A 25366-nucleotide genomic window follows, 5' to 3' on the forward strand; every position below is an offset into this window, starting at 1 on the left:
CAACGCCCGACCGTGCTCCACGCGTTCTCCGCACCCCGGCCGCCAAGGGGAACGGACACCCCGTGGACGTCCCAGGGGTGTCCCTCGGGCCGCCCCTAACCGCCGTGCTTCGCCACGTACTCCAGAGCCGTCTCCCGGGACTCGGCGTGCAGTGCGCTGCCCGCCGCCAACAGCCTTGGCAGCAGCTCCCGTTCGGTCGTCGAGGCGCGGAACTGGACGGCGACGGTGACATCGTGGCCGGGTCGGTGCGCGATCTCGATCGGGTCCCCGGAGCGGATCTCGCCGGGCTCGATCACCCGCAGATACGCGCCGGGCGCGCCCCGCTGCGTGAACCGCTTCACCCAGCCCTTCTCACCGAGGTGCTCCTGGAAGGTGCGGCAGGGGATGCGCCCGCAGGTGACCTCCAGGACGACATCGGAACCTATCCGCCAGCGCTCGCCGATCAGCGCGCCGGACACGTCGAGCCCCACCGTCGTGAGGTTCTCGCCGAACACGCCGTTCGGCAGTGCCCGGCCGAGCTCGCGCTCCCAGCCGTCGAGGTCCTCGCGCGCGACCGCGTACACGGCCTGGTCGTCACCGCCGTGATGCCGCAGGTGGCACACCGCGTCCCCGGCGAGCCCGCTCCCGCCGACCCCCTTGGGCCCCGGTGCCGTCACGCGTACCGGCCCTTCGACCGGTCGCTTGTCGATGCCGGTCATTCCCTCCGGCTGGTCCGTGTACTCGACGGACCGCGCCCGGCCCAGGTTCAGCGACAGAAGCTTCATGGCAACAAGTTAGGCGATCCATCCCAAAGCGTCGATGCGGTATTCGCCGCCCCATCCAAGATGCGCTTATGCTCGAGCAGTGATCGAGGCTCGTCATCTCCGTGTCCTGCGCGCCGTCGCCACCACCGGATCCTTTTCGGCGGCGGGCCGCGAGCTGGGCTGCACCCAGCCCGCCGTCAGCCAGCAGATGAAGGCCCTGGAGTCGTCCGTCGGCACCCCGCTGCTCGTCCGGACGGGACGCGAGATGCGCCTCACCCAGGCGGGTGAGGCCCTCGTCAAGCACGCGACGAGCATCCTGGCCGGCCTCACGGCCGCCGAGGAGGAGGTCGCCGCGATCGCCGGTCTGCGGGCGGGCCGCGTCCGCCTGGTCTCTTTCCCCAGCGGCAGCTCCACCCTCGTTCCCACGGCCCTCGCCGCGCTGCGCGCCGCTCACCCCGGCACCCGCGTCTCCCTGGAGGAGGCCGAACCGCCCGAGTCCGTCGAGAAACTCCGGGCCGGCGACTGCGACATCGCGCTCGCGTTCCGCTACGAGGGCGCTCCGGGCGTCGAGGAGTGGGACGACCTCGTCGTACGCCCCCTGCTGATGGACCGTCTTGTCGGTCTGGTGCCCGAGGGGCATCCGCTCGCGCGGGCGGAGTCCGTCGCGATCGGCGAGTTCGCCGGTGAGTCGTGGATCGCCGGTTGCCCGCGCTGCCGCGGCCAGCTCGTCGAGGTCTGCCGCGACGCCGGCTTCGAGCCCCGCATCGATTTCGCCACCGACGACTATCCGGCCGTGGTCGGGCTGGTGGGCGCGGGACTCGGCGTCGCCGTCCTGCCGGAGCTCGCGATCGAGTCCGTACGCCCGAAGGGGGCGCGCACCGTGACGGTGGAGCCCGCGGTGCGCCGCGAGATCGTCGCCCTCACCCTCCCGGACCTCGCCGAGGTGCCGGCGGTGGCCGCGACGCTGGACCGGCTGGCACGGGCGGCGGCCCGCTAGGGCCTCCCCGCAGGCGCAGCCCTGTAATACGCATAGCCCCGTACTACGCACCGCCCTGCACTGGGCGGCACCCTGTACTACGGCGCGTCCCGCAACTACGGCGCGCCCTGCACGAAGCGGCGCCCTCCACCACGGCGCGCCCTGCACGACGCGGCGCCCCGCACGCACGCCGCACTTACCGCCCTGCACGCACCGCCCCTGTCCGGGCGCTGTGCACACCAGGGCAGAAACGTTCCTTCAGTTGTTCGAAGCGGAAGCGTTTCCGGTGGTCGATGCCGAGACCAGTCGGTTGCGTGCCCGCCCCATGAGCTCTTCGCGCTCGTCCTCGGTCAGTCCGCCCCACACGCCGTACGGTTCACGCACCGCCAACGCGTGTGCCGCGCACTCCGCGCGCACCGGGCATCTCATGCAGACCTCTTTGGCCGAGTTCTCACGAGCGCTCCGTGCCGCACCACGCTCGCCCTCCGGGTGGAAGAAGAGCGAGCTGTCGACCCCGCGGCAGGCCGCGAGGAGCTGCCAGTCCCAGAGGTCCGCGTTCGGACCGGGAAGGCGGGAGAAATCTGCCATTGCGTGTCCCCTTGTTGCCGTTCTGGGCTGCTCTGTGCCCACCGACCGTACATCTACGATCTAAGGAGATGAAAATATGACTCATTGCGAATCTAGCCTCAGACACCAGCAAATGGGAAGAAAACAGGCTAAATGGGGCATGGGTTGTGATGAAACGTTGAGGGTCGGCGCGCATGTCTGCACCGTGTCTGCGCCCTCACGTACAGTGCCGATGACGGCCGACTGCCCCGTAACTCTTTCGAGTGACCATCGTTGAGATGGCTGAGGCGGTTGAAGGAACAAGCGCTCGGGTAGGCGGTCATATCCGCCTGCGAGTGTCGACCGCACAGGTGACGATTCGTAACAGCCTGGAGGCTCAAGGTGACGCGCATCAGCTGCGGAGGACGGTCATGACATCCGTCCTCGTCTGCGACGACTCCCCGCTTGCCCGAGAGGCGCTCCGCCGCGCGGTCGCGACCGTGCCCGGTGTCGAGCGCGTGACGACGGCGGCCAACGGCGAGGAAGTCCTCCGCCGCTGGGGAGCCGACCGTTCGGATTTGATTCTGATGGACGTACGTATGCCCGGACTGGGCGGCGTGGAGACGGTCAGGCGGCTGCTGTCCGCCGACCCCGGTGCGCGCATCATCATGCTCACCGTGGCCGAGGACCTGGACGGTGTGGCACTCGCCGTAGCCGCCGGCGCCCGCGGCTATCTGCACAAGGACGCCTCGCGGGCGGAGCTGCGCGCCACCGTGACCCAGGCGCTCGCCGATCCGACCTGGCGGCTCGCGCCGCGCAGACTGCGTTCGGCGGAGATGGGCGCCGCGCCCACCCTCACCGCGCGTGAGATCCAGGTCCTGGAAGGAATGAGCCACGGCCGCTCGAACGCGGAGATCGGCCGTGAGCTTTTTCTCTCCGAGGACACGGTCAAAACCCACGCCCGGCGGCTCTTCAAGAAGCTCGGCGCCTCGGACCGGGCGCACGCGGTCGCGCTCGGATTCCGGTGGGGCCTGGTCCGCTAGGTGAGTCGCCTCGCGGGTATCACGCCAGTAGTCCCTGCCCGCCGGAAGGCGGGTGGGGCCGGGCCCTCGGAGAGAGCCTCTTCGGTGTCCGATCCCCGTTTCCCGGCGGATGCCGCATCCTTGAGGTGTGGAGTTCCTTGGGGACAAGTCGGTCGAGCGGAAGGGGAGGGCGCAGGAGATGAGTTCCGGCGCACCTGCTCATAACGCTTCGGTGCACAACTATGGACGCGGTGCCACGGACAGGACGACGTCAAGGCACCATGGACCGATGCGTGAAGACGAGACGACGGGGATCGGTGCGCTCGTCCATCGCGCGGTCGACGGCGACGAACAGGCCACACACGACCTGCTCGCCCACGTACACCCGCTCGCGCTGCGTTACTGCCGCGCCCGTCTGTCCCGGCTTCCGGGGGACGCGCGGCACTTCGTGGAGGACTTGGCGCAGGAGGTCTGTGTCGCGGTGCTCCTGGCGCTGCCGCGCTACAAGGACACCGGACGTCCCTTCGAGGCGTTTGTCTTCGCGATCGCCGCGCACAAGGTCGCCGACCTCCAGCGCGCCGCGATGCGCCATCCGGGGTCCACGGCCGTTCCGTCCGACGAGATGCCGGAGCGGCCCGACGACTCCCTCGGGCCCGAGGAGCGCGCGCTGCTCAGCAGCGACGCCGAATGGGCCAAGAAACTCATGGCCAACCTCCCCGAGAACCAGCGCGAGCTGCTCCTTCTGCGCATCGCGGTGGGTCTCACGGCCGAGGAGACGGGCCAGATGCTGGGAATGTCACCGGGCGCCGTCAGGGTGGCCCAGCATCGGGCGCTCAGCCGGCTGCGGGCGCTGGCGGAGCAGTAGGAATGCGTCCGGTCGCGGCGACGCGACCGGGGCGGCATGTTCCCGCCGTGCCGACCGGCTCCCGGTCGGAGTGACACGTTCCGGTGATGCCGATCGACACCCGGTCGGGCGAGCCGGTTCGGCGTGCCACCACGCCGGATCCCTTTCCCTCCGCAAATTGCAGGCAAAAGTTGGCGGGCCCCGGCGGCACCGGACCGGTTCGCCCAGGACGGACGGCGCCTTCCTCTCCACCACGGAGCCGGGGTGCCGGCCGGCGAAGACCCACCAGGCGGGGCGGTCCCGGCAGGGGCCCCGGCGCCTTGTCCGGGCACGGGTCTGAACGGGGACGACCTTCATCCCGTACGAACATACGAAGCCGAAGCCCACCCTCAACCGTGGAATGAGAGAGCCATGCTTCCCGTTAGCATGGACATCCGCACCGATCAAGGCCATTTGGGGAAGGTGTCATGACTGCCAACGTCGACGGAGTGCCCGCCAAGTTCGCGACACTCGGGCTGACCTACGACGACGTGCTGCTGCTGCCGGGCTCGTCGGACATGGCGCCCGACCAGATCGACACCGCCTCGCACATCTCGAAGAACGTCCGGGTCAACATCCCGCTGCTGTCCGCCGCCATGGACAAGGTCACCGAGTCGCGCATGGCGATCGCGATGGCCCGCCAGGGTGGCGTCGGTGTTCTGCACCGCAACCTGTCCATCGAGGACCAGGCCAACCAGGTCGACCTGGTGAAGCGCTCCGAGTCCGGCATGGTGACCGACCCGATCACCGTCCACCCGGACGCCACGCTCGGCGAGGCCGACGCGATCTGCGCCAAGTTCCGCATCTCCGGTGTGCCCGTCACCGACGGCGGCGGCAAGCTGCTCGGCATCGTCACCAACCGCGACATGGCCTTCGAGACCGACCGCTCGCGCCAGGTGCGCGAGGTCATGACGCCGATGCCCCTGGTCACCGGCAAGGTCGGCATCTCGGGCAACGACGCGATGCAGCTGCTGCGCCGCCACAAGATCGAGAAGCTTCCGCTGGTCGACGACGCGGGCGTTCTCAAGGGCCTCATCACGGTCAAGGACTTCGTCAAGGCCGAGAAGTACCCGATGGCCGCGAAGGACGCCGAGGGGCGTCTGCTGGTCGGCGCGGCCGTCGGTGTCGCGGGCGACGCCTTCGAGCGCGCCCAGGCGCTGATCGAGGCGGGCGTCGACTTCATCGTCGTCGACACCGCGCACGGTCACTCCCGGCTGGTCGGCGACATGGTCGCCAAGATCAAGTCGAACTCCTCGGGCGTGGACGTCATCGGCGGCAACATCGCCACCCGTGACGGCGCGCAGGCGCTCATCGACGCCGGTGTCGACGGCATCAAGGTCGGTGTCGGCCCCGGTTCCATCTGCACCACCCGCGTCGTCGCCGGTATCGGCGTACCGCAGGTGACGGCCATCTACGAAGCGTCGCTCGCCGCCAAGGCGGCCGGCGTCCCGGTCATCGGCGACGGTGGCCTCCAGTACTCCGGCGACATCGCGAAGGCCCTGGTCGCGGGCGCCGACACGGTGATGCTCGGTTCGCTGCTCGCGGGCTGCGAGGAGTCCCCGGGCGAGCTGCTCTTCATCAACGGCAAGCAGTTCAAGTCGTACCGCGGCATGGGCTCCCTGGGTGCCATGCAGTCCCGTGGCGAGCAGCGCTCCTTCTCCAAGGACCGCTACTTCCAGGAGGGCGTCGCCTCCGACGAGAAGCTCGTCCCCGAGGGCATCGAGGGCCAGGTGCCCTACCGGGGCCCGCTCTCCGCGGTCGTCCACCAGCTGGTCGGCGGTCTGCGCCAGTCGATGTTCTACGTCGGCGGCCGCACGGTGCCCGAGCTCCAGGACCGCGGCCGGTTCGTCCGGATCACCTCGGCGGGTCTCAAGGAGAGCCACCCGCACGACATCCAGATGACGGTCGAGGCGCCGAACTACAGCCGCAACAAGTAGTCACCCGTACACGTGAACGGGCTTCACGCGCGCGTGAAGCCCACGACAAGGGCGGCCCCTGAGGTTCAGGGGCCGCCCTTGTCGTGGGCGTCGGGGATACTGGGAGGCGCAGAAACGAAGACGGAAAGGCCACAACGTGACTGAGATCGAGATCGGGCGCGGCAAGCGCGGCCGCCGGGCGTACGCCTTCGACGACATCGCCGTCGTCCCGAGCCGCCGTACGCGGGACCCGAAGGAGGTCTCGATCGCCTGGCAGATCGACGCGTACCGCTTCGAGCTGCCCTTCCTGGCCGCCCCGATGGACTCGGTCGTCTCCCCGGCCACCGCGATCCGTATCGGCGAGCTGGGCGGCCTGGGCGTCCTGAACCTGGAAGGCCTCTGGACGCGGTACGACGACCCGCAGCCGCTGCTGGACGAGATCGCCGGGCTGGACTCGGAGACCGCGACCCGCCGCCTCCAGGAGATCTACGCGGCTCCCATCAAGGAGGAGCTGATCGGACAGCGCATCAAGGAGGTGCGCGACTCCGGAGTCGTCACCGCCGCCGCGCTGTCCCCGCAGCGCACGGCGCAGTTCTCCAAGGCCGTGGTCGACGCGGGCGTGGACATCTTCGTCATCCGCGGTACGACGGTGTCGGCCGAGCACGTCTCCGGTGCCGCCGAACCGCTGAACCTGAAGCAGTTCATCTACGAGCTCGACGTCCCGGTGATCGTCGGTGGCTGCGCCACGTACACCGCGGCCCTGCACCTGATGCGCACCGGCGCGGCCGGTGTCCTGGTCGGTTTCGGCGGCGGCGCCGCGCACACCACGCGCAACGTACTGGGCATCCAGGTCCCGATGGCCACCGCCGTCGCGGACGTCGCCGCGGCCCGCCGCGACTACATGGACGAGTCCGGCGGCCGGTACGTGCACGTCATCGCCGACGGCGGTGTGGGCTGGTCCGGCGACCTCCCCAAGGCCATCGCCTGCGGCGCCGACTCCGTGATGATGGGCTCGCCGCTCGCGCGCGCCACCGACGCGCCCGGCCGTGGACACCACTGGGGCATGGAGGCGGTGAACGAGGAGCTGCCGCGCGGCAAGAAGGTCGACCTCGGCACCGTCGGCACCATCGAGGAGATCCTCACCGGTCCGTCGCACATCCCGGACGGCTCGATGAACATCTTCGGCGCCCTCCGCCGCGCCATGGCGACGACCGGCTACAGCGAGCTCAAGGAGTTCCAGCGCGTCGAGGTGACGGTCGCGGACTCCCAGCACAAGCGCTAGCCGTACGCGTCACAAGCGCCGACGCGCACGCCCGAACATGCGAAGGGCCCGTCCACCGAGTGGTGGACGGGCCCTTCGCATGTGAGGCCGTTCCGTCAGGCGCCTCTCACCGCCGCCGAGAGGCCGAGCAGCGTCAGGAACGGGAAGACGGGCATCCTCAGAGACCGGCCTTGCGGGTGCCCTGGAACGCCACGTACGCGGCGATCGCGAAGAAGACGAAGGTCAGCGGGTCGGCGTTGTCCTTCCACGCCTGCTGGACCACGTCGAAGTGGTCGAAGAAGATCGTGCTGAATCCGAGACCGGTCTCCTTGGCGCCGATCATCGCCTCGCCGATCAGCTGGCCGAGGTAGACCGCGGCCACGGACACGATCACGCTGACCACCGGCAGGGTCTGGTTGCGGCCGCCGACGCGGCCCGCGGCGATGCCGACGAGGAAGCCGACACCGACGGCGGCGTAGCCGATCTCGTGCTTGGTGAGGCCGATGACGAGCCCGTACAGGACCGCGGAGACCACGCCGGCGCCGAGAGCGGCGACGGCACCGAGCGCGAAGTTGTTGCGCAGCGGGGCGGCCGGGGCGACGGGCGCGACCGGGAAGCCCGGCTGGGGCGCGCCCTGCGGCGCAGCCTGCTGCGGAACACCCGGCTGCGGGACGGGCGGCTGATCGACGGGCTGATCGGCGTACGGGTTGTTGTCGACCGGTGGACCGGACGGCGGCGTCGACTGACTCATGTGGTTTCCCCCCAGGGATGCGGGCGCACCTGTGGTGTGCGCGTGGGACTGCGGCGCACAGCTGAGGGCGCCCGGGACTCGGGCGCACGTGTGTGCGAGAGCTGCCGCAGATTAGCAGGGGGGAGTGACAATCCGTGAGGGAAATTCCATCGATCAGAGCCGGTGCGCCGCGCCGGTCGGGGTCGCCCCCCTTGTGTCCAGGAGGAGTTGGGCCTTCACGGACAGTCCTTGAAGGTCGTACGTGCGGTGTTGCTGGAGCAGGATCGTCAGGTCGGCGTCGGCCGCGGCCTCGTAGAGGGAGTCCGCGCGCGGCACGGGCCGCCCGAGGACGCTCCAGGCCGGGACGTGCGGGTCGTGATAGCTGACGGACGCGCCGAGTTCCATCAGGCGTACGGCGATCTCGTGGGCGGGGGCTCCCTGTTGATCGGCGATGTCCGCCTTGTAGGTGACGCCGAGCAGGAGCACCCGCGCGGCACGGGCGGACTTCCCGTGCTCGTTGAGCAGCGCGGCGGCGCGCTGGATGACGTACTGGGGCATGTGGTTGTTGACCTGCTGGGCCAGTTCGACCATCCGGAGGGGGCGCCCGGAGGGGCCGCCGAGGTCCTGGGGGGTCCCGTGCCCGCCGACTCCCGGGCCGGGCCGGAACGCCTGGAACCCGAACGGCTTGGTCTCCGCGCAGCGGATGACGTCCCACAGGTCGACGCCCAGGTCGTGGCAGAGCACGGCCATCTCGTTGACGAGCGCGATGTTGACGTGCCGGAAGTTGGTCTCCAGGACCTGCACGGTCTCCGCCTCGCGGGGGCCACGCGCGCGGACGACCTTGTCGGTGAGCCGCCCGTAGAAGGCGGCGGCCGACTCGGTGCACGCGGGGGTGAGGCCGCCGATGACCTTCGGTGTGCCGGCGGGGGTGATTTCGCGGTTGCCGGGATCGACCCGGCTGGGCGAATAGGCGAGGTGGAAATCGCGCCCCGCGCGCAGGCCGGAGCCGGTTTCGAGGAGCGGGCGGAGGAAGCCCTCGGTGGTGCCGGGGTGCACGGGCGATTCCAGGATCACCGTGGTGTGCGGGCGCAGCCGCGCGGCCAGGGTGCGGGCCGCCGCCTCCACCTGGCCGAGGTCCAGGGTGCCGTCCGCGCCCCGTGGGGTCGGGGCGCAGATGACGGCGGTGCGTACGCGGCCCAGCTCGGCCGGGTTGGTGGCCGGCCGGAAGCCCCCCGAGAGCATCCGGCGCAGTTCTGCGGGGGTGAGAGAGCCGCCCTCCGGCCCTGTTTTGTAGCCGAGGGTGGAGATGCCGGCGGCGACGGCGGCCTGGGCCAGGGGCAGGCCGAGATGACCGAGTCCGATGACGGCGAGGTCTGCGGGCATGGAGTGGGCCGTCCTTCCCAGTAACCGATGCGGGACAGGTGCGCAAGCCCTGTGGACAGGATGGGCGAGAGCAATGTCAGACTAGGAGTAAATATGACCGATTTGCGGGATTGATCGATCAAGATTCCTTGCGCGTCGCCGAGAGTTGTCCACAGGCTGCGGGTGGACGGTGGCCGAGGAGGGGCAAGCCGGTCAGACTTTGGGCAGGGGGGATGCGAGCCGGGCGTCGCCGGACAGGTGCGGCCAGCGCGACCAACAGCGGGAGGCAGCGGTGAGGACAGCGACACTGGGGCCGGCGGAGCGCGCCGAGTCACTTGCGGGAATGGCCGAGCGTGAGCTGGACGTGCTGGTCGTGGGTGCGGGCGTGGTCGGCTCGGGTACCGCGCTGGACGCCGTGACACGCGGCCTGTCCACCGGCCTGGTCGAGGCGCGTGACTGGGCGTCGGGCACGTCGAGCAGATCCAGCAAGTTGATCCACGGCGGCCTGCGCTATCTGGAGATGCTCGACTTCGCGCTCGTCCGCGAGGCCCTGAAGGAGCGCGGTCTGCTGCTCGAACGGCTGGCACCGCACCTGGTGAAGCCCGTCCCGTTCCTCTACCCCCTCCAGCACAAGGGCTGGGAGCGGCTGTACGCGGGCTCAGGCGTCGCGCTGTACGACGCCATGTCGATGGCCCGCGGCCACGGCCGCGGCCTGCCCGGCCACCGCCATCTGAGCCGCCGCCACGCCCTGCGCGTCGCGCCGGCCTTGAAGAAGGACGCCCTGATCGGCGCCCTGCAGTACTACGACGCGCAGATGGACGACGCCCGCTATGTGGCGACGCTGGTGCGCACGGCGGCTTCGTACGGCGCGAAGGTCGCCAACCGCGCGCGGGTCACCGGCTTCCTGCGCGAGGGCGAGCGGGTGGTCGGGGCCAGGGTGCGCGATGTCGAGGGCGGCGGCGAGTACGAGGTCCGCGCCAAGCAGATCGTGAACGCCACGGGGGTGTGGACCGACGACACCCAGGCGATGGTCGGGGAGCGGGGCCAGTTCCACGTCCGGGCGTCCAAGGGAATCCATCTGGTCGTACCGAAGGACCGGATCAATTCGTCGACGGGCCTGATCCTGCGCACCGAGAAGTCCGTACTGTTCGTGATCCCGTGGGGCCGCCACTGGATCATCGGCACCACCGACACCGACTGGGACCTGGACAAGTCCCACCCGGCGGCGTCCAGCGCGGACATCGACTATCTGCTGGAGCACGTGAACTCGGTGCTCTCCGTGCCGCTCTCCCGCGACGACGTCGAGGGGGTGTACGCGGGGCTCAGGCCGCTGTTGGCCGGAGAGTCGGACGCCACCAGCAAGTTGTCGCGCGAGCACACCGTGGCCCACCCGGTGCCCGGACTCGTGGTGGTGGCCGGCGGCAAGTACACGACCTACCGGGTGATGGCCAAGGACGCGGTGGACGAGGCGGTGCACGGCCTCGACCAGCGCGTCGCCGAGTGCGTCACCGAGGACATCCCGCTGCTCGGCGCCGAGGGCTACCGGGCGCTGTGGAACGCGCGAGCGCGGATCGCGGCACACACCGGCCTCCATGTGGTGCGTGTGGAGCACCTGTTGAACCGGTACGGGGCCATGGCCGAGGAGCTCCTCGACCTCATCGCGGAGGACCCGACGCTCGGCGAGCCCCTGCCGGCTGCCGAGGACTACCTCCGGGCCGAGATCGTCTACGCCGCCTCGCACGAGGGCGCCCGTCACCTGGACGACGCCCTGACCCGGCGGACCCGCATCTCCATCGAGACCTTCGACCGGGGCACCCGCAGCGCCCGCGAGGCCGCCGAGCTGATGGCGCGGGTCCTCGGCTGGGACAAGGACCAGATCGAGCGCGAGGTGCAGCACTACGAGAAGCGGGTCGAGGCCGAGCGGGAGTCCCAGCGCCAGCCGGACGACCTGACGGCGGACGCGGCCCGGCTGGGGGCGCCGGACATCGTGCCGTTCTGACCGCCGAGTTCCCGCCCATATCACTCGAACGGGTGTCGTGAGCTGGGATCTTCGGTCGCGGCCCGGCCGTTCTACGGGTGCGGGGACAGAACTCGGCGGCGAGCAGGGCCGGTTCGAGCGTCGGGTCCGTGACCCCGTCCGTGTCCTCACCCGGAAGGTGGGGACACGACGACCGTCGACGGTGGCCGCGCCGCGCACGTAGCCGCCGGAGATACGGCCGTTGTGTCCCCACACCGTGGTCCCGCACGGGAGCTTCACCGGGAACAGCCCCATGCCGTACGAGCCATGTGCGGCGCGGGTGCCGAGCATCTCGCGCAGCCAGTGCGGGGGCAGCAGTTCACCGCCGAGCAGGGCCGTGTGGAAGCGGTTCAGATCGGCCGAGGTGCTCACCAGCTCACCCGCCGCGTCGGCCACGCGCGGGTCGAGCTCGGTGACGTCGGAGCGGTCGGCGGCGGACGTGCGGAAGTCCGATTGGGGGGTAGTCGGTGGGTGCGGGAGCCGGTTGCGGTGCGGTCGGGTGGGTGCGGGGTGCGGCCGCCGGTGAGCCGTCGGCGGGGTCCGGGCGTCTCACTGGCTGAGCTCTTGCGGTTCCAGGGGGCCCCAGGGCGTTGGGCACTTGTCGGGTGAGGGACAATGGAGGCTCTGTCAGGGCGGGTTGCATGAGGGGACGCATGTCGGAGGCGGAGCGGGCGGGAGCATCCCGTCAGGACAAGAGCGAACGTCTCCTCGCCGGGCGGTACCGGCTGGGGGATGTTCTCGGCCGCGGTGGCATGGGCACGGTGTGGCGCGCCGAGGACGAGACCCTGGGCCGCACGGTCGCCGTGAAGGAGCTGCGGTTCCCGTCGGCCATCGACGAGGACGAGAAGCGCCGGCTGATCACGCGCACGTTGCGGGAGGCCAAGGCCATCGCGCGGATCCGCAACAACGGCGCGGTGACGGTCTTCGACGTCGTCGACGAGGACAACCGGCCGTGGATCGTGATGGAGCTCATCGAGGGCAAGTCCCTCGCCGAGGCCATCCGCGAGGACGGACTGCTCACGCCGAAGCGCGCCGCCGAGGTGGGCCTGGCCATCCTCGACGTGCTGCGCTCGGCGCACCGTGAGGGCATCCTGCACCGCGACGTGAAGCCGTCGAACGTGCTGATCTCCGACGACGGCCGGGTCGTGCTCACCGACTTCGGCATCGCGCAGGTGGAGGGCGACCCGTCCATCACCTCGACCGGCATGCTCGTCGGCGCGCCCTCCTACATCTCGCCGGAGCGGGCGCGCGGCCACAAGCCCGGACCCGCGGCCGACCTGTGGTCGCTGGGCGGTCTGCTGTACGCGTCGGTCGAAGGCGTGCCGCCGTACGACAAGGGCTCCGCGATCGCGACCCTCACCGCCGTGATGACCGAGCCGGTCGAACAGCCGAAGAACGCCGGCCCGCTGGAGAACGTGATCTACGGCCTGCTCGCCAAGGATCCCGAGCAGCGGCTCGACGACGCGGGCGCACGGGCGATGCTCAACGACGTGCTGCACGCGCCCGAACCCGAGCAGAGCGTGCCCGAGTCGCCGGACGCGACGAAGGTCGTGGCCATGCCGCCCCTGCCGGAAGAGCCGGGGCGGCGGGGTGCGGGCGCCTTCGGTTCCGGCGCCAAGAAGGGCGAGGAACCAGCGGAGCGACTGCGCGGGGCCCTGCGGTCGGTACGCAAGGCCGCGACCGCGGCCGGGGCCGCCACCGCGGCGGCCACCTCGGCGGCGACGGCCCGCGCCAAGACGGTCGGCGGCTCGGAGTCCTCCACGGCGGAGGGAGCCGCCAAGACGGTCTCCCCGAGCACGGGTGCGGGGTCCGGTGGGGCTGCCGGCACGGTCGGCGGCACCTCTGTGCCGTCCACCTCGGCGGCTTCGTCCGTGCCCGGTGCCCCGGCGGTGCCGGGGCAGGCGGGCAGTCGTGACGGTACGTCGGTGAACTCCAGTTCGCCCGGGGGTGCCGGAGCGGCGGGTGCCGCCGGTACGCGGAGCGCCTCGGGGTCCGGGTGGCCGGTGGCTCCCGAGCGCCCGGCGCGCCCGGTGCCGAAGGCCTCGCTGACGGATGTCGTGCCGCTGCGGACGCTGGTGATCCTCACGGTGGTCGTGGCGCTGGTCGTGATCGGCATCGTGCTGGCCCTCACGCTCGGCGGCGGAGACGACAAAGGCTCCAACGGCAGCAAGAGCAACGGCAGCAAGGCGACCACTTCCAGCGGGGCGACGTCCGGAAGCGGTAAGGGCGGCGACAGCAAGGGCAGCAGCGACGCCGACCACACCGACAGCGGAGACAAGTCGGGCTCCGATTCCGGCTCCGGTTCGGGGGACGGGAACGCGAACGCCTCTTCGGGGACGGACGCGAGCGCGAGCACGTCGGCCGGTTCGAGCGGTGACGGCAAGGAGCCGGGCTCGGGATCGGCTGCCACCGCCGTCACGACGTACAAGAGCGGCCAGGGCTTCTCGATCGGGCTGCCGAAGGGGTGGAAGTTCCAGTCCCAGGACGCCGCGGGAGCCCGGTTCGCGGGTCCCGACGGGCAGAAGCTCCTCGTCGGCTGGACGAACACGCCCAAGGACGACCCGGTCGCGGACTGGGAGAACCAGGAGCGCTACATGACGCGCTCCCAGTACTCGAAGGTGCGCATAGAGAAGGTGGCCTACCGCCACTGGAACACGGCCGACTGGGAGTTCACCTATGTGGACGGGGGCACCAAGTACCGGTCGATCGACCGCGGTTTCGTTGTGAACGCGCATCAGGGGTACGCGTTGATGTACACGGCGAAGGCCTCCGCGTGGGACAGCGCTCTGCGCAAGAGCACGTGGAAGACGCTGACCGAGACGTTCCAGCCGAAGTCGTGACGTACCGCTCGCCGAGGTGACGCTCCGCCACGAAGGGGAGCCCGAGATCTCGCATCACCGCTCTGCGGGTTGCCTCGGGCACGTATCGTGAGTGGTTGCGGACCGAACGAAGCCACAACGGAACGCACGGCGAACGGAATTGACCAACCGGTCGGCTGGGGGAAGCATCGTGGACGACTACGCGGGACGGGTACTCGCCGACCGCTACCGCCTGCCTCTGCCACCGTCGGACGAGTACGAACTCGCCGAGAGCCGGGCCTTCGACACCTACAGCGGGCAGGAAGTCCTGGTACGGCAGGTGCCGTTGCCGGAAGTCGTCGAGGCCGAGGTGCTCGACGCGGACGGCCTGCCCGACGGGTTCGTGGCCCGGGACGGCGGGGTGCGGCGGGCGTCCGCCCGGACCACGCGCCGGCCCACCGAACCGGCGGTGCGGCGCGCGATCGAGGCCGCGCAGGCCGCCGCGCAGATCCCCGACCATCCCCGCCTCGACCAGGTCTTCGACGTGTTCGCCGAGGGCGGGTCGCTGTGGATCGTCAGCGAGTTGGTGCCCGCGAGGCCGCTGGCCGCGCTGCTCGCCGAGAAGCCGCTCAGCCCCTACCGGGCCGCCGAGGTCGCCGCCGACGTCCTGACCGCGCTGCGGGTCCTGCACGCGCACGGATGGGTGCACCGGAACATCACCGTGCGCACGGTGCTCGTCTGCGACGACGGTCGCGTCCTGCTCACCGGACTGGCGGCCGGGGCCGCCGAGGAGGCGCTGTGCGGGTACGACCCGGTGCCGGCGCCTGAGGACGACTTCACGACCGGGCCCGGGTCCGGCCCCCGCGCCGGGCAGCCCGGGAACGGCGGTCCGGCCGGGTCGGACGCGGGCGCTTCCCGGGGTGCCGTCGAAGGCGGGCCGGGTGCCGCGGGCGCGCGGGGTCCCGCCGGTGGCATCGGATTCGGCGGTGCAGCGCGCGGTGTCGCCGTGGCGGCCACGAGCGGCGCCGATGCCGAAGCGGCCCGGCGGGCGGCGATCGAGGCCCGCGCGGAGCAGGGAACGCCGGTTCCCGGGACGCCCACGACGGGCCGGGGGCCGCGTGCGCTCGAACCGGCGGGTCCGGGCGGTCCCGCGGGTCCGGGCCGTCCGGCGGGTCCGGGCCGTCCGGCGGGTCCGGGCCGTCCGGCCGGAGAGGCCGGGCGAGGTGGCGGACCGGAGGCGGGCGGGGGAGCGGAGGACGCCGGGGACGACATCCGCGCCGCGCGCGCCGGAGCCATCGCCGCGTACCGCGCCGGAGCACGCGCCGCGGCCCGCGTTCAGGGGGAACAGCGGGGCGACCCGCTCGCCCTTCCGGCACCCCGGCCCTCGGCACCCGGTGAGCAGGGCGAGCAGCCCGGCCGGGACAGCAGGTACGGCGCCTCCCCGCACTCCACGCAGGCCCAGGCCTACGCCCCGCCGCAACTGCCCGGCCAAGGCGGGCAGCAGCGCCCGCACACCGCGCCTCCGGGTCAGATAGCGGACCCGTACGGAGTCGGCGGGACGAACAGGCACGGGGTTCAGCCGCGTCCCGCCGGAGCCGTCGGCGGGGACAACGGCCAAGGACAGCCCACGCTCCCCTCGGGATCGGGATCGGGATCGGGATCGGGAACCGGCGGCAGGCCGGCCCCGGGTGCCGCGGGGTACGGCAACCCCGCGCTCGCGCCCGGACAGGGGCTTTACACCGCAGGGCACGGCGGCCGTCCCGGCGTCCCGGCCCCCGGAAGGCCCGGCGACAGCGACCGGGTCCCGGACAACGGCCGGTTCTCCGGCGGCTTCCAGGCTCCCGGCCACACCCAAGTGCCCGGACATCCCGGCGGGTTCACGGATTCCGGCCACGTCCGCGTGCCCGGCGCCGCTCCGGCCCCCGACCACACCCGGGTTCCCGGCACCCCGCGGAGCCCCGCCCCCGCCCCGCACAACCCCGAGCGCCGCGGCGGCGGTTGGGGTGAGCTGGTCGTCGGGACGCCACCGCGCCGAGGGCCGGCCACCGCGCTCGCGGCGGAGCGGGCCCGGCAGGCACGGATGGCCGTGGTCGGACCGGTCACCGAGCGCTGGGCGCCGGAGCAGGCCGGACCGGTGCACGAGAACTGGCAGTTGGCCGCCCCGATCGGACCGGCGACCGACCTGTGGGCGCTGGGCGCGCTGCTCTTCCGCGCCGTACAGGGACACGCTCCCTACCCGGAGGAGAACACCGCCGAACTGGTGCAGCTGGTGTGCGCCGAGCCGCCCGCCTTCGCCGAGGAGTGCGGGCCGCTGCGGCCCGTCGTCGAGTCACTGCTGCGCCAGGACCCCACCGAGCGGCTCGACTTCGAGGAACTGCGCGGCTGGCTGCGGTCCCTGGTGCGGTCCGCGCCGGAGCCCGAGGCCGGAACGCATGTCGTGCCCGTACCGCCCGTCGACCCGAGCCGGCTGCCGATCGTACGGCGCCGGGGCGAGCTCGTCCGCAGGCGTCGCGCCGGGCTGCCCGCGGCCAGCCCGCACGCCCGCCACAAGCGAGCCAGGCAGGAGACTTCGGCGCGACCGCGCCGGCTGGGCCGCAACCTGCTCCTGCTGGTCCTGCTCCTGCTGGCCGCGGCGGTCACGTACGCCGTGGTCTTCATGCCCAAGTCGGACCGGAGCGGCACGGGCGACGGACGGACCGGCGCCGCCGGACAGGCCGGCCCCGCCCCCGACACCAGCTCCGACGCCACGTCGAGCAGTCGGCCGCGCCCCGACCAGACCTCGCCGGACCCCGGCAGGAGCCCCTCGGGGAAGTCCAGTTCGACCTCCTCGCACACCACCACGGACCCCGACGTCGCCCAGGGGTTCACGCTCCGCCAGGACCCCGAGGGATTCCAGGTCGCCGTGGCGAGCGGCTGGAACCGTTCGCCGAGGAACGGCAGCGGCCAGATCATCTACTCCCAGGGGGACTTCGAGCTCATCGTCGTACCCGGGCGGGACGGCACGGCCACGTACGGCAGCGACCCGATGACCTACCAGCGGGAGAACGAGAAGGAGTTGCAGCCCTTCCGGGACTCGACCTGGGCCACCTCCAGCGGGATGCGGCGGATCGACGTGGGCGGCAAGGTGATGGCCGAGGGCCAGTTCACCTGGCAGGACTCCGCGGGGCGCTCGCTCTACGTGCGCAACCTCGCGATCCTCGTCGGCGGCCACTACCACGTGGTGCAGGTACGCGGCCCGGATGCCGAGCGCGACGAGGTGACACGGCTCTACGAGCAGGCGTCGTCGACCTACCAAGTCACGGGCTGAACAACCCTTTTGCGCACCGGGCGCCGCGTTTGTGCAGGCGAGGACGCCTGAACGCCAAACGGTTCCCTTCCGTACAAGGAAGGGACAACCGTCACAGTGCGGTCTCCGTACGACCCCGCTTGTTCCCTGAGTGGGTACCGCTCTTTAGTCTGACCCTGTCAATACCATTGCGGGGAAACGTGAATCAGATGCAGGGCCTGCTCCTCGCGGGCCGCTACCGGCTTGTCGACTCCATCGGCAGCGGTGGCATGGGCCGGGTTTGGCGCGCCCATGACGAGGTGCTGCACCGCGCGGTCGCGGTCAAGGAGCTGACCGCCGCGCTGTACGTGGCCGAGAGCGACCTGGCCCGGCTGCTCGCCCGGACCCATGCCGAGGCGCGGGCCGCGGCCCGGATCAACCACTCGGCCGTCGTCACCGTCCATGACGTGCTGGAGCACGACAACCGGCCGTGGATCGTCATGGAGCTGGTCGAGGGCAACTCGCTGGCCGACGAGGTCAAGGAGCAGGGGCGCCTCGAACCGGCCGAGGCGGCGCGGATCGGGCTGTGGGTGCTGCGCGCGCTGCGCGCCGCGCACGCGGCCGGTGTGCTGCACCGGGACGTGAAGCCGGGCAATGTCCTGCTGTCGTCCGACCGGCGTGTGCTGCTCACCGACTTCGGGATCGCGCAGGTCGAAGGTGACACGACCATCACGCGCACCGGCGAGATCGTCGGTTCCGTCGACTACCTCGCTCCCGAGCGGGTGCGCGGCCACGACCCCGGTCCGGCCGCCGACCTGTGGGCCCTCGGGGCCACGCTGTACACGGCGGTCGAGGGACGGTCGCCGTTCCGGCGCACGTCGGCGCTGTCGACCATGCAGGCCGTGGTGGACGAGGAGCTCACGCCTCCGCAGTACGCCGGTGCGCTGGAGCCCGTCATCGTCGCGCTGCTCCGCAAGGACCCCGCGGACCGCCCCGGCCTCGACGAGGCCGAGGAGATGCTCGCCGAGGCGGCGGAGGGGCGCCGTCCGAGGACGGCACAGGCGTATGTGTCGACGCAGCACGTGGACACGCGCGTGGGGCACGGTCCTGCCCATGGGGGAGGAACCCATGGGGGCGGAACCTACGGGGGCGGAACCCATGGTGGTCAGGGCCATGGGGGTACCGCCCACACCGGTCCGTCCTACGGCGGACCGACCGCGGGTGACCACGGCCATGGCACCGGTGCCACCACGCACGGGACCGCTTCCCAGGGCGGCGGCCCCGCCGGGACCATGTACCAGCTCCAGTCCGGCCCCGAGCCCAGGAAGCGGCGGCGCGGCCGCACCATCGCCCTCGTCCTGGTCCTGGCCGCGCTGGTCGGCGGCGGCGGTGCCGTCGCCATGCGGTACGCGGACAACTGGCGGCAGAACAGCGACAACTCCGCCGGAACCGGCGGGAGCAAGCGCGGTGCCACCGACAAGCCCAGCGGCCGGGCCACGGACGACGGGTCGGGGACCACAACCGGCGCCCTCCCCGCCAACTGGGTGCGCGTGCAGGACCCCGACGGCTTCAGCGTCGCCCTTCCCGGCAAGAACTGGAAGCGGACACCCAACAACTCCCAGGTCGACTACAGCCCGGACGGCGGCAAGCATTTCGTCCGCATCGCCGTGGACGACTCGCCGGACTTCGCGGACCCGCACAGCCACCAGCTGGACCTGGAGGAGCAGTTGACGAAGCTCCAGGACTACGCGCGGGTGAGCCTCAGGGCGAACACGTTCCGGGACTGCCACGGCTCCCTCTGGGATTTCACCTGGACCGCGTTGCCGAAGCAGACGCCGTTCCCGGGGCAGCGCCGTGCGATCGAGCAGACCTATCTCGGCAGGGACGGCGTCGAGTACGCGATCTACGTTTCCTCGCCCGCCGCGGACTGGGACACCGCGCGCCGGCAGTTCGACGTGATCCTGCGCAGCTGGAGCCCCAAGGCCTGATAACACCTACGGCGATGTGACCGCTCCGGAGGGTCTCCGTCCGGTGGGGCATGATGGGGCCCATGGGGACCGAGGGGGAGAACGTCCGTGTGATCGCGGGCCGTTACCGGCTGGAGGCCAGAATCGGCCGGGGCGGCATGGGCGTCGTCTGGCGTGCCACCGACCAGCTGCTCGGCCGCCGGGTCGCGGTGAAGGAGCTGGTCCTCGACGACTCGCTGTCGGCGGAGGAGGCCCGGCTCCAGCGCGACCGCACCCTGCGCGAGGCGCGGGCCGTGGCGCAACTGCACCACCCGCACATCATCGTCGTCCACGACGTCGTCGAGGACGACGAGCGCCCGTACATCGTCATGGAGTTGATCGACGGCGGCTCACTCGCCGAACGGATCTCCGCGAACGGGCCGGTCGACGCGCGCGAGGCCGCCCGCATCGGCATCGACCTGCTCGGAGCGCTGCGCCGCGCGCACGACGCCGGAGTCCTGCACCGCGACCTCAAGCCCGCCAACGTCCTCGTCGAGGCGGGCACCGACCGCATCGTGCTCACCGACTTCGGGATCGCCCAGGTCGCGGGGGCGACGACGCTCACCGAGACCGGCGCGTTCGTCGGCTCGCCCGAGTACACCGCGCCCGAACGGATGGCCGGGGCACGGACCGGCCCCGAGTCCGACCTGTGGTCGCTCGGCGCGCTGCTGTGCACGGCGCTGAGCGGAGCGTCGCCCTTCCGCCGCGACTCGCTCGGCGGCATCCTGCACGCGGTCGTCGTCGACGAGATCCGTCCGCCGGCCCAGGCCGCACCGCTGCTGCCCGTCGTACGAGGGCTGCTGGAGCGCGATCCGGAGCGGCGGCTCGACGCGGCGGAGGCCGAGCGGATGCTGCGCGCCTTCCGGGACACCGGCCGTACGCCGCGGCTGTCGGTCCCGTACACGCCGACGCGACGGGACGTACCCCTGCACAGACCCGCTCCCGAGGCGTCGCCGCGCTCTTCCGCCACCCCGGCGGACCAGCCGCCCAGGCAGTCCACGCGCAGTCTCCTCGTCGCCGCCGCGCTGGTCGCCGCGATGGCTGGCGCGGGGGTGTCGGCGGCCGCGCTGCTGATGGGCGGAGGCGGCGGTGACGGCAAACCGGCCTCGTCGAGTTCGCCGGGCACGTCAGGAACGTCGATCACGTCGTCGACATCACGGACACCGCATACGTCGTCCCCGGCGTCCGGCACGCTTTCGTCCCCGCCCACGAGCGCCGACCCCACCGTCACGGTGACCCGGCGGCAGACGTCGGCCGCCACTCCCCGCACGGCACCCTCGGGCTACCGCAGCGCGTCGGATCCGAACGGCTTCTCGCTCGCCGTGCCCGACGACTTCACGCGGGATCCGCAGGGGGAGCGGATCTTCTACATGTCGCCGGGTGAGACCTTCCGCCTCGGCATCAAGGTGGCCGATCCCGAGACGGGCGGTCCGCTCGGCGTGATGCGCCGGGCGGACGCCGACGGGCCGTCCAACAACCCCGGCTATCACGACGGCACGGTCGCCAGGGCGACCCACCACGGACACCCCGCCGCCCTCTGGGAGTTCACCTGGAACGGCTTCAGCGCGGCGGAGGGCGCACGGCACACCTACGACCTGTGCTGGGAGGAGGGCGGCCGGATGTACGACGTCTGGGTCTCCGCGCCGGTGGGCCGGGTGACGGAGGCGAAGGAGTACTTCGACGTGGCGGTGGATACATTCGTGGCCTCGTGACGTCCGTAGCCCCGTAAAGGGGAAATAAGGGATGGCGCGCGTCACGGGTCTGTGACCGGTGGACGAAGAGGCTGGATGGAGAAGCGCCCCCGCGATACAGATGGACGCATGAGTGACGACGGGGGAAGCCCTCATGGGGGCGACGAGCCGACGAGTTTCGGTCTGCAACCACCGAGACCCGCGGTGCAGAGCCGGCAGCCGGGGGTCACGGTGCCGGGCCGGCAGTCTGAGGCGGCGGTGCCGGGCCGGCCTCGGGAGGCCGCGGAGCCGGGCGGGCAGCCGGGAGCCGTGCTGCCGGGAGCCCCGGTCGCCGTCCCGTACCCGGGCAATCCGTATGCCACGCCCGCCCCGACCGTCCCGGACCAGCCGGAGGCTCGCGGACCGGAACCCTCGCGGGAACCGGGGGCGGGCCGCCTCGTCGCCGGGCGCTATCGCCTGCTCGCCAAGCTCGGACACGGCGGCATGGGCACGGTGTGGCGGGCCAAGGACGAGACCGTCGACCGTGAGGTCGCCGTCAAGGAACCCCGCGTCCCGGACCATCTTCCCGAGCGCGAACGGGCCACCGCGTACGAGCGGATGCGGCGCGAGGCGCGCGCGGCGGCGCGGCTCGACCACCCGGCCGTGGTCGACGTCCACGACGTCGCCGTCGTGGACGGACAGCCCTGGATCGTCATGGAGCTGGTGCGGGGCCGCTCCCTCGGCGACGCCCTCCAGGAGGGCACGCTCGGGATCCGCGAGGCCGCGCGGATCGGCCTGGAGGTCCTCGGCGCCCTGGAGGCGGCGCACGCGGCGGGGATCCTGCACCGCGACGTCAAGCCCGACAACGTGCTCCTCGGGTCGCACGACCGCGTCGTGCTCACCGACTTCGGAATCGCCCGGATCGAGGGCGAGACCAGTCTGACGGACACCGGCGGCTTCGTCGGCTCGCCCGAATACATCTCCCCGGAAAGGGTGCTGGGCCAGCACCCCGGTCCCGCCTCCGACCTCTGGTCGCTCGGCGTGGTGCTCTACGCCGCCACCGAAGGCGTCTCCCCCTTCCGGCGCAGCAACACGCCCGCCACGCTTCAGTCGGTTCTCAACTCCACACCGGCCGCGCCCGCTTCGGCGGGAGTCCCGCTCGCGGAGGCGATCAACGGCCTGCTCAGCAAGGAGCCGTCCCACCGGCCCGGAGCGGCCGAGGTCCGGCGCCTCCTGGAGGAGGCCGTACGACCGCCCGCCCCGGCGCCTACACAGGTCACGCGGATCGAGGGACCGGACGGACCCGGAGGACCCGGCGGCAGGGTTTTCCGCGTCGGCCGCAGGGCCCTGACAGTCCTCGGAGCGACGGTCGCCGCCGCGGTCGCCGTGGCCGCGGTGGCGGCGTACCTGGTGATCGCGGACCCGTTCGCCGGTCCGCTGCCCGACGGCTGGCGGAAACGGCCTGTGGCGGACGTCGCCGCGACGCTGGCGGTGCCCGCCGACTACCAGAAGGCGACGCCGGACCGGACGTCGGACAAGGAGCACTGGGTCACGTACACCGACTGGAGCGGGAGCATCACGATCGGGCTGAGCCTGTCCAGGAAGTCCGAGGACGCCGGCAAGGAGATCAAGGACTCGGCAAGGGCCGAAATGTACGCGGACGACGGTGAGTTCAAGGCGAGCGGCTCGTACATCCTGAGCATGCCCGCGGGTCCGAGGACGACCCCGGACGCGAAGGCGACGTACCGGGGCAGGGAGTCCGCCCAGAACACGGCGAAGTACATGACCACCGACAGCCAGAATCCCCGCCCCCGCGAGCTCAGGCTCTTCTACTACAAGTCGAAGGCCGGCGACATGTACAGGCTCACGATCAGCTATCCGGGCAAGGGCGACTTCACCGCGCGGGGCCGTGAGGTCGCCGACGCGGCGATCGCGAACCTGGACATCGACAAGCCGTGATCGAACGCGTCGGCGCCGTGCGGGCGTCGGTCCTCTCGTCCCCGGTGACCGGACTGTGACCGGAGAAACGATCCCCTGGTGATCGTCGGATCGACAACGCCCTGATCAGCGTATTCGCTGCCAGTGATCACTGGCGGTGTGTGAGTACTCCGTGAAAGGCCATTACCGACGGGTACCCAAAGGGAGCGAGCGGGCATACCCTGCGGCTCATGACGGACTCGCAGGCCGCGGAGCAGGCCACGGAAGACACCGGCACCGACGAGACGGCCGGTACCGACGCAGCGGCCGGCGTGGCCGCAGCGACCGGCGCGGACCGGACGCCCGCCGCCGACGCGGCGGCCGGCGCGGACCCGGCGGCTTCCGCTCCCGCGGAGGCCGACGCGACGATCGCCGCCGACGCGATCACCGGCGCCGACGCGGAAACGGCTGGTCCGGGCGAGACCGCCGGTCCGGATGCGAGCGTCGGTCTCGGGGACACCGCGGCCGGCGACGACATCGCGGAGGGCGAAGGCGGTGTGGGCGGCGACGACACCACGGCCGGCGACGACACGGCGGACGCGTCCGCCACTCCCGCTGCCGTCGGCACCAACCCCCTCGCTCCCGCCCCGGCCGGCGCCCGTACCGCCGCCGACGTGGTCACCCCCGAGCTCGTCGCGCAACTCACCAAGGGTGTGGCTGGGTCCGGGCGGACCGCCAACCACACCCCGTTCACCGGCGAGAAGCTGGCCGACGTACCCGAGTCCACCCCGGAGGACGTCGAGAAGGCCTTCGAGCGGGCCCGTGCCGCCCAGGTCGCCTGGGCGGCCACCCCGGTACGGCAGCGCGCCGCCGTCCTGCTCCGTTTCCACGACCTCGTGCTCGCCCGGCAGGCCGAGGTGCTGGACCTCATCCAGCTGGAGACCGGCAAGGCCCGGCTGCACGCCCATGAAGAGGTCCAGGCCGTCGTGGTCGCCGCGCGGCACTACGGACGCAAGGCGCCCTCGTATCTGCGTCCCAAGCGGCACGCCGGCGCGGTCCCGACCCTCACCAAGGTCACCGAACTGCGCCACCCGCGCGGTGTCGTCGGGCAGATCGCGCCCTGGAACTACCCGCTGGAGCTGTCGGTCGGCGACGCGCTGCCGGCCTTCGTCGCGGGCAACGCGGTCGTCATGAAGCCCGACACCGAGACCTGCCTCACCGCCCTGTGGGCGCGGGACCTGCTCATCGAGGCGGGGCTGCCCGCCGAGATCTTCCAGGTCGTCATCGGCGACGGGCCGGTCGTCGGACCCGAGGTCGTCAAGCACGCCGACTACGTCTCGTTCACCGGGTCGACCCGGACCGGCCGCGAGGTCGCCCAGGGCGCGGCCGCCCGTCTCGTCGGCGTCTCCCTCGAACTCGGCGGCAAGAACGCCATGGTGGTCCTGGAGGACGCCGACCTCGACAAGGCCGCCGCGGGCGCCGTCCGCGCCTGCTTCTCCTCCGCCGGTCAACTCTGCATCTCCATCGAGCGGTTGTACGTCCACGAGTCGATCGCCGACGCCTTCGCGGAGCGGTTCGCCGCCCGGACCAGGGCCATGCGGCTCGGCACGTCCCTCGCGTACGGGGCCGACATGGGTTCGCTGGTCGGGGAGCGGCAGCTGGAGACCGTGACGCGGCACGTCGAGGAGGCCGTCGCCAAGGGGGCCAGGGTCGTCGCCGGCGGTGTCGCCCGGCCCGACATCGGACCGTACTTCTACGAGCCCACCATCCTCGACGGAGTGGAGGCCCCGATGGCCGTCTGCGCCGAGGAGACCTTCGGGCCCGTCGTCTCCCTGTACCGGTTCAAGACCGAGGACGAGGTCGTCGAGCTCGCCAACTCCACGTCGTACGGGCTCAATTCGTCCGTCTGGACGAAGGACGGGCGGCGCGGTCGCGCGGTCGCGGCCCGGCTGCGGACCGGCACGGTGAACGTCAACGAGGGGTACGCACCCGCGTACGGCAGCGTCCAGTCGCCCATGGGCGGCATGAAGGACTCCGGCCTCGGCCGCCGACACGGCTCCGAGGGCATCCTGAAGTACACCGAGGCGCAGACCGTCGCCCATCAGAGGCTGCTGCCGATGGCGCCGTCCCTCGGCATGGACGACGAGAAGTACGCGGCGCTCATGAGCCGGAGCCTGAAGCTCATGAAGGTGTTCCGGCTGCGCTAGCCCACGGCCCTTCGCGGGCCCTCGACCAACGATCCACGGTTCCCAAC

General features: G+C 71.7%; 16 protein-coding genes and 1 pseudogene. 12 read left to right on the forward strand and 5 right to left on the reverse strand.

What is annotated here, in order from left to right; genetic code table 11:
- Positions 1–95: 95 nt before the first annotated feature.
- Positions 96–764, reverse strand: coding sequence for an MOSC domain-containing protein (locus ACZ4N5_RS31715; protein WP_467760472.1), 669 nt, complete (start codon positions 762–764; stop codon positions 96–98).
- 79 nt (positions 765–843) lie between these two features.
- Between ACZ4N5_RS31715 and ACZ4N5_RS31720 the strand changes: the two genes are divergently transcribed.
- Positions 844–1740 carry a LysR family transcriptional regulator gene (locus ACZ4N5_RS31720; protein WP_467760473.1) on the forward strand — a complete coding sequence of 299 codons (897 nt, stop codon included), beginning with the start codon at positions 844–846 and terminating at the stop codon, positions 1738–1740.
- A gap of 237 nt (positions 1741–1977) precedes the next feature.
- Here ACZ4N5_RS31720 and ACZ4N5_RS31725 read toward each other — a convergent pair whose 3' ends face one another.
- Complete coding sequence (locus ACZ4N5_RS31725; RefSeq protein ID WP_467760474.1) at positions 1978–2307, reverse strand: WhiB family transcriptional regulator; 330 nt, start codon at positions 2305–2307, stop codon at positions 1978–1980.
- Positions 2308–2696: 389 nt separating this feature from the next.
- Between ACZ4N5_RS31725 and ACZ4N5_RS31730 the strand changes: the two genes are divergently transcribed.
- From ACZ4N5_RS31730 to ACZ4N5_RS31745, 4 genes are all read left to right on the forward strand, one after another.
- A complete protein-coding gene (locus ACZ4N5_RS31730; RefSeq protein ID WP_003948568.1) occupies positions 2697–3308 on the forward strand; it encodes a response regulator transcription factor in 612 nt (203 codons plus the stop codon).
- A 268-nt stretch (positions 3309–3576) separates the two neighbouring features.
- Positions 3577–4152, forward strand: coding sequence for a sigma-70 family RNA polymerase sigma factor (locus tag ACZ4N5_RS31735; protein ID WP_315903658.1), 576 nt, complete (start codon positions 3577–3579; stop codon positions 4150–4152).
- Between the two features lie 446 nt (positions 4153–4598).
- Positions 4599–6107, forward strand: coding sequence for an IMP dehydrogenase (gene guaB, locus ACZ4N5_RS31740; RefSeq protein WP_355844078.1), 1509 nt, complete (start codon positions 4599–4601; stop codon positions 6105–6107).
- A gap of 136 nt (positions 6108–6243) precedes the next feature.
- Complete coding sequence (locus ACZ4N5_RS31745; RefSeq protein WP_328553915.1) at positions 6244–7368, forward strand: GuaB3 family IMP dehydrogenase-related protein; 1125 nt, start codon at positions 6244–6246, stop codon at positions 7366–7368.
- 157 nt (positions 7369–7525) lie between these two features.
- On the opposite strand, the gene ACZ4N5_RS31750 is transcribed toward ACZ4N5_RS31745, so the two are convergent.
- Entirely contained in the window at positions 7526–8098 is a 573-nt protein-coding gene (locus ACZ4N5_RS31750; RefSeq protein ID WP_467760475.1) for a hypothetical protein, read from the reverse strand.
- A gap of 153 nt (positions 8099–8251) precedes the next feature.
- Positions 8252–9460, reverse strand: coding sequence for a nucleotide sugar dehydrogenase (locus ACZ4N5_RS31755; protein WP_467760476.1), 1209 nt, complete (start codon positions 9458–9460; stop codon positions 8252–8254).
- Between the two features lie 271 nt (positions 9461–9731).
- Here ACZ4N5_RS31755 and ACZ4N5_RS31760 point away from each other — a divergent pair, with 271 nt between their 5' ends.
- On the forward strand, positions 9732–11438 hold the full coding sequence (locus tag ACZ4N5_RS31760; RefSeq protein ID WP_467760477.1) for a glycerol-3-phosphate dehydrogenase/oxidase: 1707 nt from the start codon (positions 9732–9734) through the stop codon (positions 11436–11438).
- A 76-nt stretch (positions 11439–11514) separates the two neighbouring features.
- Here the strand turns inward: ACZ4N5_RS31760 and ACZ4N5_RS31765 are convergent.
- Positions 11515–11900, reverse strand: a pseudogene (locus ACZ4N5_RS31765) (serine hydrolase); the annotation flags it as partial.
- 209 nt (positions 11901–12109) lie between these two features.
- On the opposite strand from ACZ4N5_RS31765, the gene ACZ4N5_RS31770 reads away from it, so the two are divergent.
- From ACZ4N5_RS31770 to ACZ4N5_RS31795, 6 genes are all read left to right on the forward strand, one after another.
- Positions 12110–14296 (forward strand): serine/threonine-protein kinase, encoded by a 2187-nt coding sequence (locus ACZ4N5_RS31770; RefSeq protein WP_467760478.1) that lies wholly within the window; start codon positions 12110–12112, stop codon positions 14294–14296.
- Positions 14297–14465: 169 nt separating this feature from the next.
- Positions 14466–17561 (forward strand): protein kinase, encoded by a 3096-nt coding sequence (locus tag ACZ4N5_RS31775; protein WP_467760479.1) that lies wholly within the window; start codon positions 14466–14468, stop codon positions 17559–17561.
- 188 nt (positions 17562–17749) lie between these two features.
- Positions 17750–19507: a serine/threonine-protein kinase gene (locus ACZ4N5_RS31780; RefSeq protein WP_467760567.1), complete on the forward strand. Its 1758-nt coding sequence runs from the start codon at positions 17750–17752 to the stop codon at positions 19505–19507.
- 62 nt (positions 19508–19569) lie between these two features.
- The gene (locus tag ACZ4N5_RS31785) at positions 19570–21237 is read left to right on the forward strand and encodes a serine/threonine-protein kinase (protein WP_467760480.1); all 1668 of its coding nucleotides are present in this window, start codon (positions 19570–19572) and stop codon (positions 21235–21237) included.
- Between the two features lie 108 nt (positions 21238–21345).
- Positions 21346–23154: a serine/threonine-protein kinase gene (locus ACZ4N5_RS31790; RefSeq protein ID WP_467760481.1), complete on the forward strand. Its 1809-nt coding sequence runs from the start codon at positions 21346–21348 to the stop codon at positions 23152–23154.
- 209 nt (positions 23155–23363) lie between these two features.
- Entirely contained in the window at positions 23364–25319 is a 1956-nt protein-coding gene (locus tag ACZ4N5_RS31795; protein ID WP_467760482.1) for a succinic semialdehyde dehydrogenase, read from the forward strand.
- The last annotated feature ends 47 nt before the right edge of the window (positions 25320–25366 follow it).

This window comes from Streptomyces sp. NPDC026500 (genome assembly GCF_055567635.1).

Excerpts from the sequence above, each read along its gene's own strand:
- ACZ4N5_RS31715 (WP_467760472.1), bottom strand. The coding sequence starts at position 764 with ATGAAGCTTCTGTCGCTGAACCTGGGCCGGGCGCGGTCCGTCGAGTAC.
- ACZ4N5_RS31725 (WP_467760474.1), bottom strand. The coding sequence starts at position 2,307 with ATGGCAGATTTCTCCCGCCTTCCCGGTCCGAACGCGGACCTCTGGGAC.
- ACZ4N5_RS31730 (WP_003948568.1), top strand. The coding sequence starts at position 2,697 with ATGACATCCGTCCTCGTCTGCGACGACTCCCCGCTTGCCCGAGAGGCG.
- ACZ4N5_RS31735 (WP_315903658.1), top strand. The coding sequence starts at position 3,577 with ATGCGTGAAGACGAGACGACGGGGATCGGTGCGCTCGTCCATCGCGCG.
- guaB (WP_355844078.1), top strand. The coding sequence starts at position 4,599 with ATGACTGCCAACGTCGACGGAGTGCCCGCCAAGTTCGCGACACTCGGG.
- ACZ4N5_RS31750 (WP_467760475.1), bottom strand. The coding sequence starts at position 8,098 with ATGAGTCAGTCGACGCCGCCGTCCGGTCCACCGGTCGACAACAACCCG.
- ACZ4N5_RS31755 (WP_467760476.1), bottom strand. The coding sequence starts at position 9,460 with ATGCCCGCAGACCTCGCCGTCATCGGACTCGGTCATCTCGGCCTGCCC.
- ACZ4N5_RS31770 (WP_467760478.1), top strand. The coding sequence starts at position 12,110 with ATGTCGGAGGCGGAGCGGGCGGGAGCATCCCGTCAGGACAAGAGCGAA.
- ACZ4N5_RS31780 (WP_467760567.1), top strand. The coding sequence starts at position 17,750 with ATGCAGGGCCTGCTCCTCGCGGGCCGCTACCGGCTTGTCGACTCCATC.
- ACZ4N5_RS31785 (WP_467760480.1), top strand. The coding sequence starts at position 19,570 with ATGGGGACCGAGGGGGAGAACGTCCGTGTGATCGCGGGCCGTTACCGG.
- ACZ4N5_RS31790 (WP_467760481.1), top strand. The coding sequence starts at position 21,346 with ATGAGTGACGACGGGGGAAGCCCTCATGGGGGCGACGAGCCGACGAGT.
- ACZ4N5_RS31795 (WP_467760482.1), top strand. The coding sequence starts at position 23,364 with ATGACGGACTCGCAGGCCGCGGAGCAGGCCACGGAAGACACCGGCACC.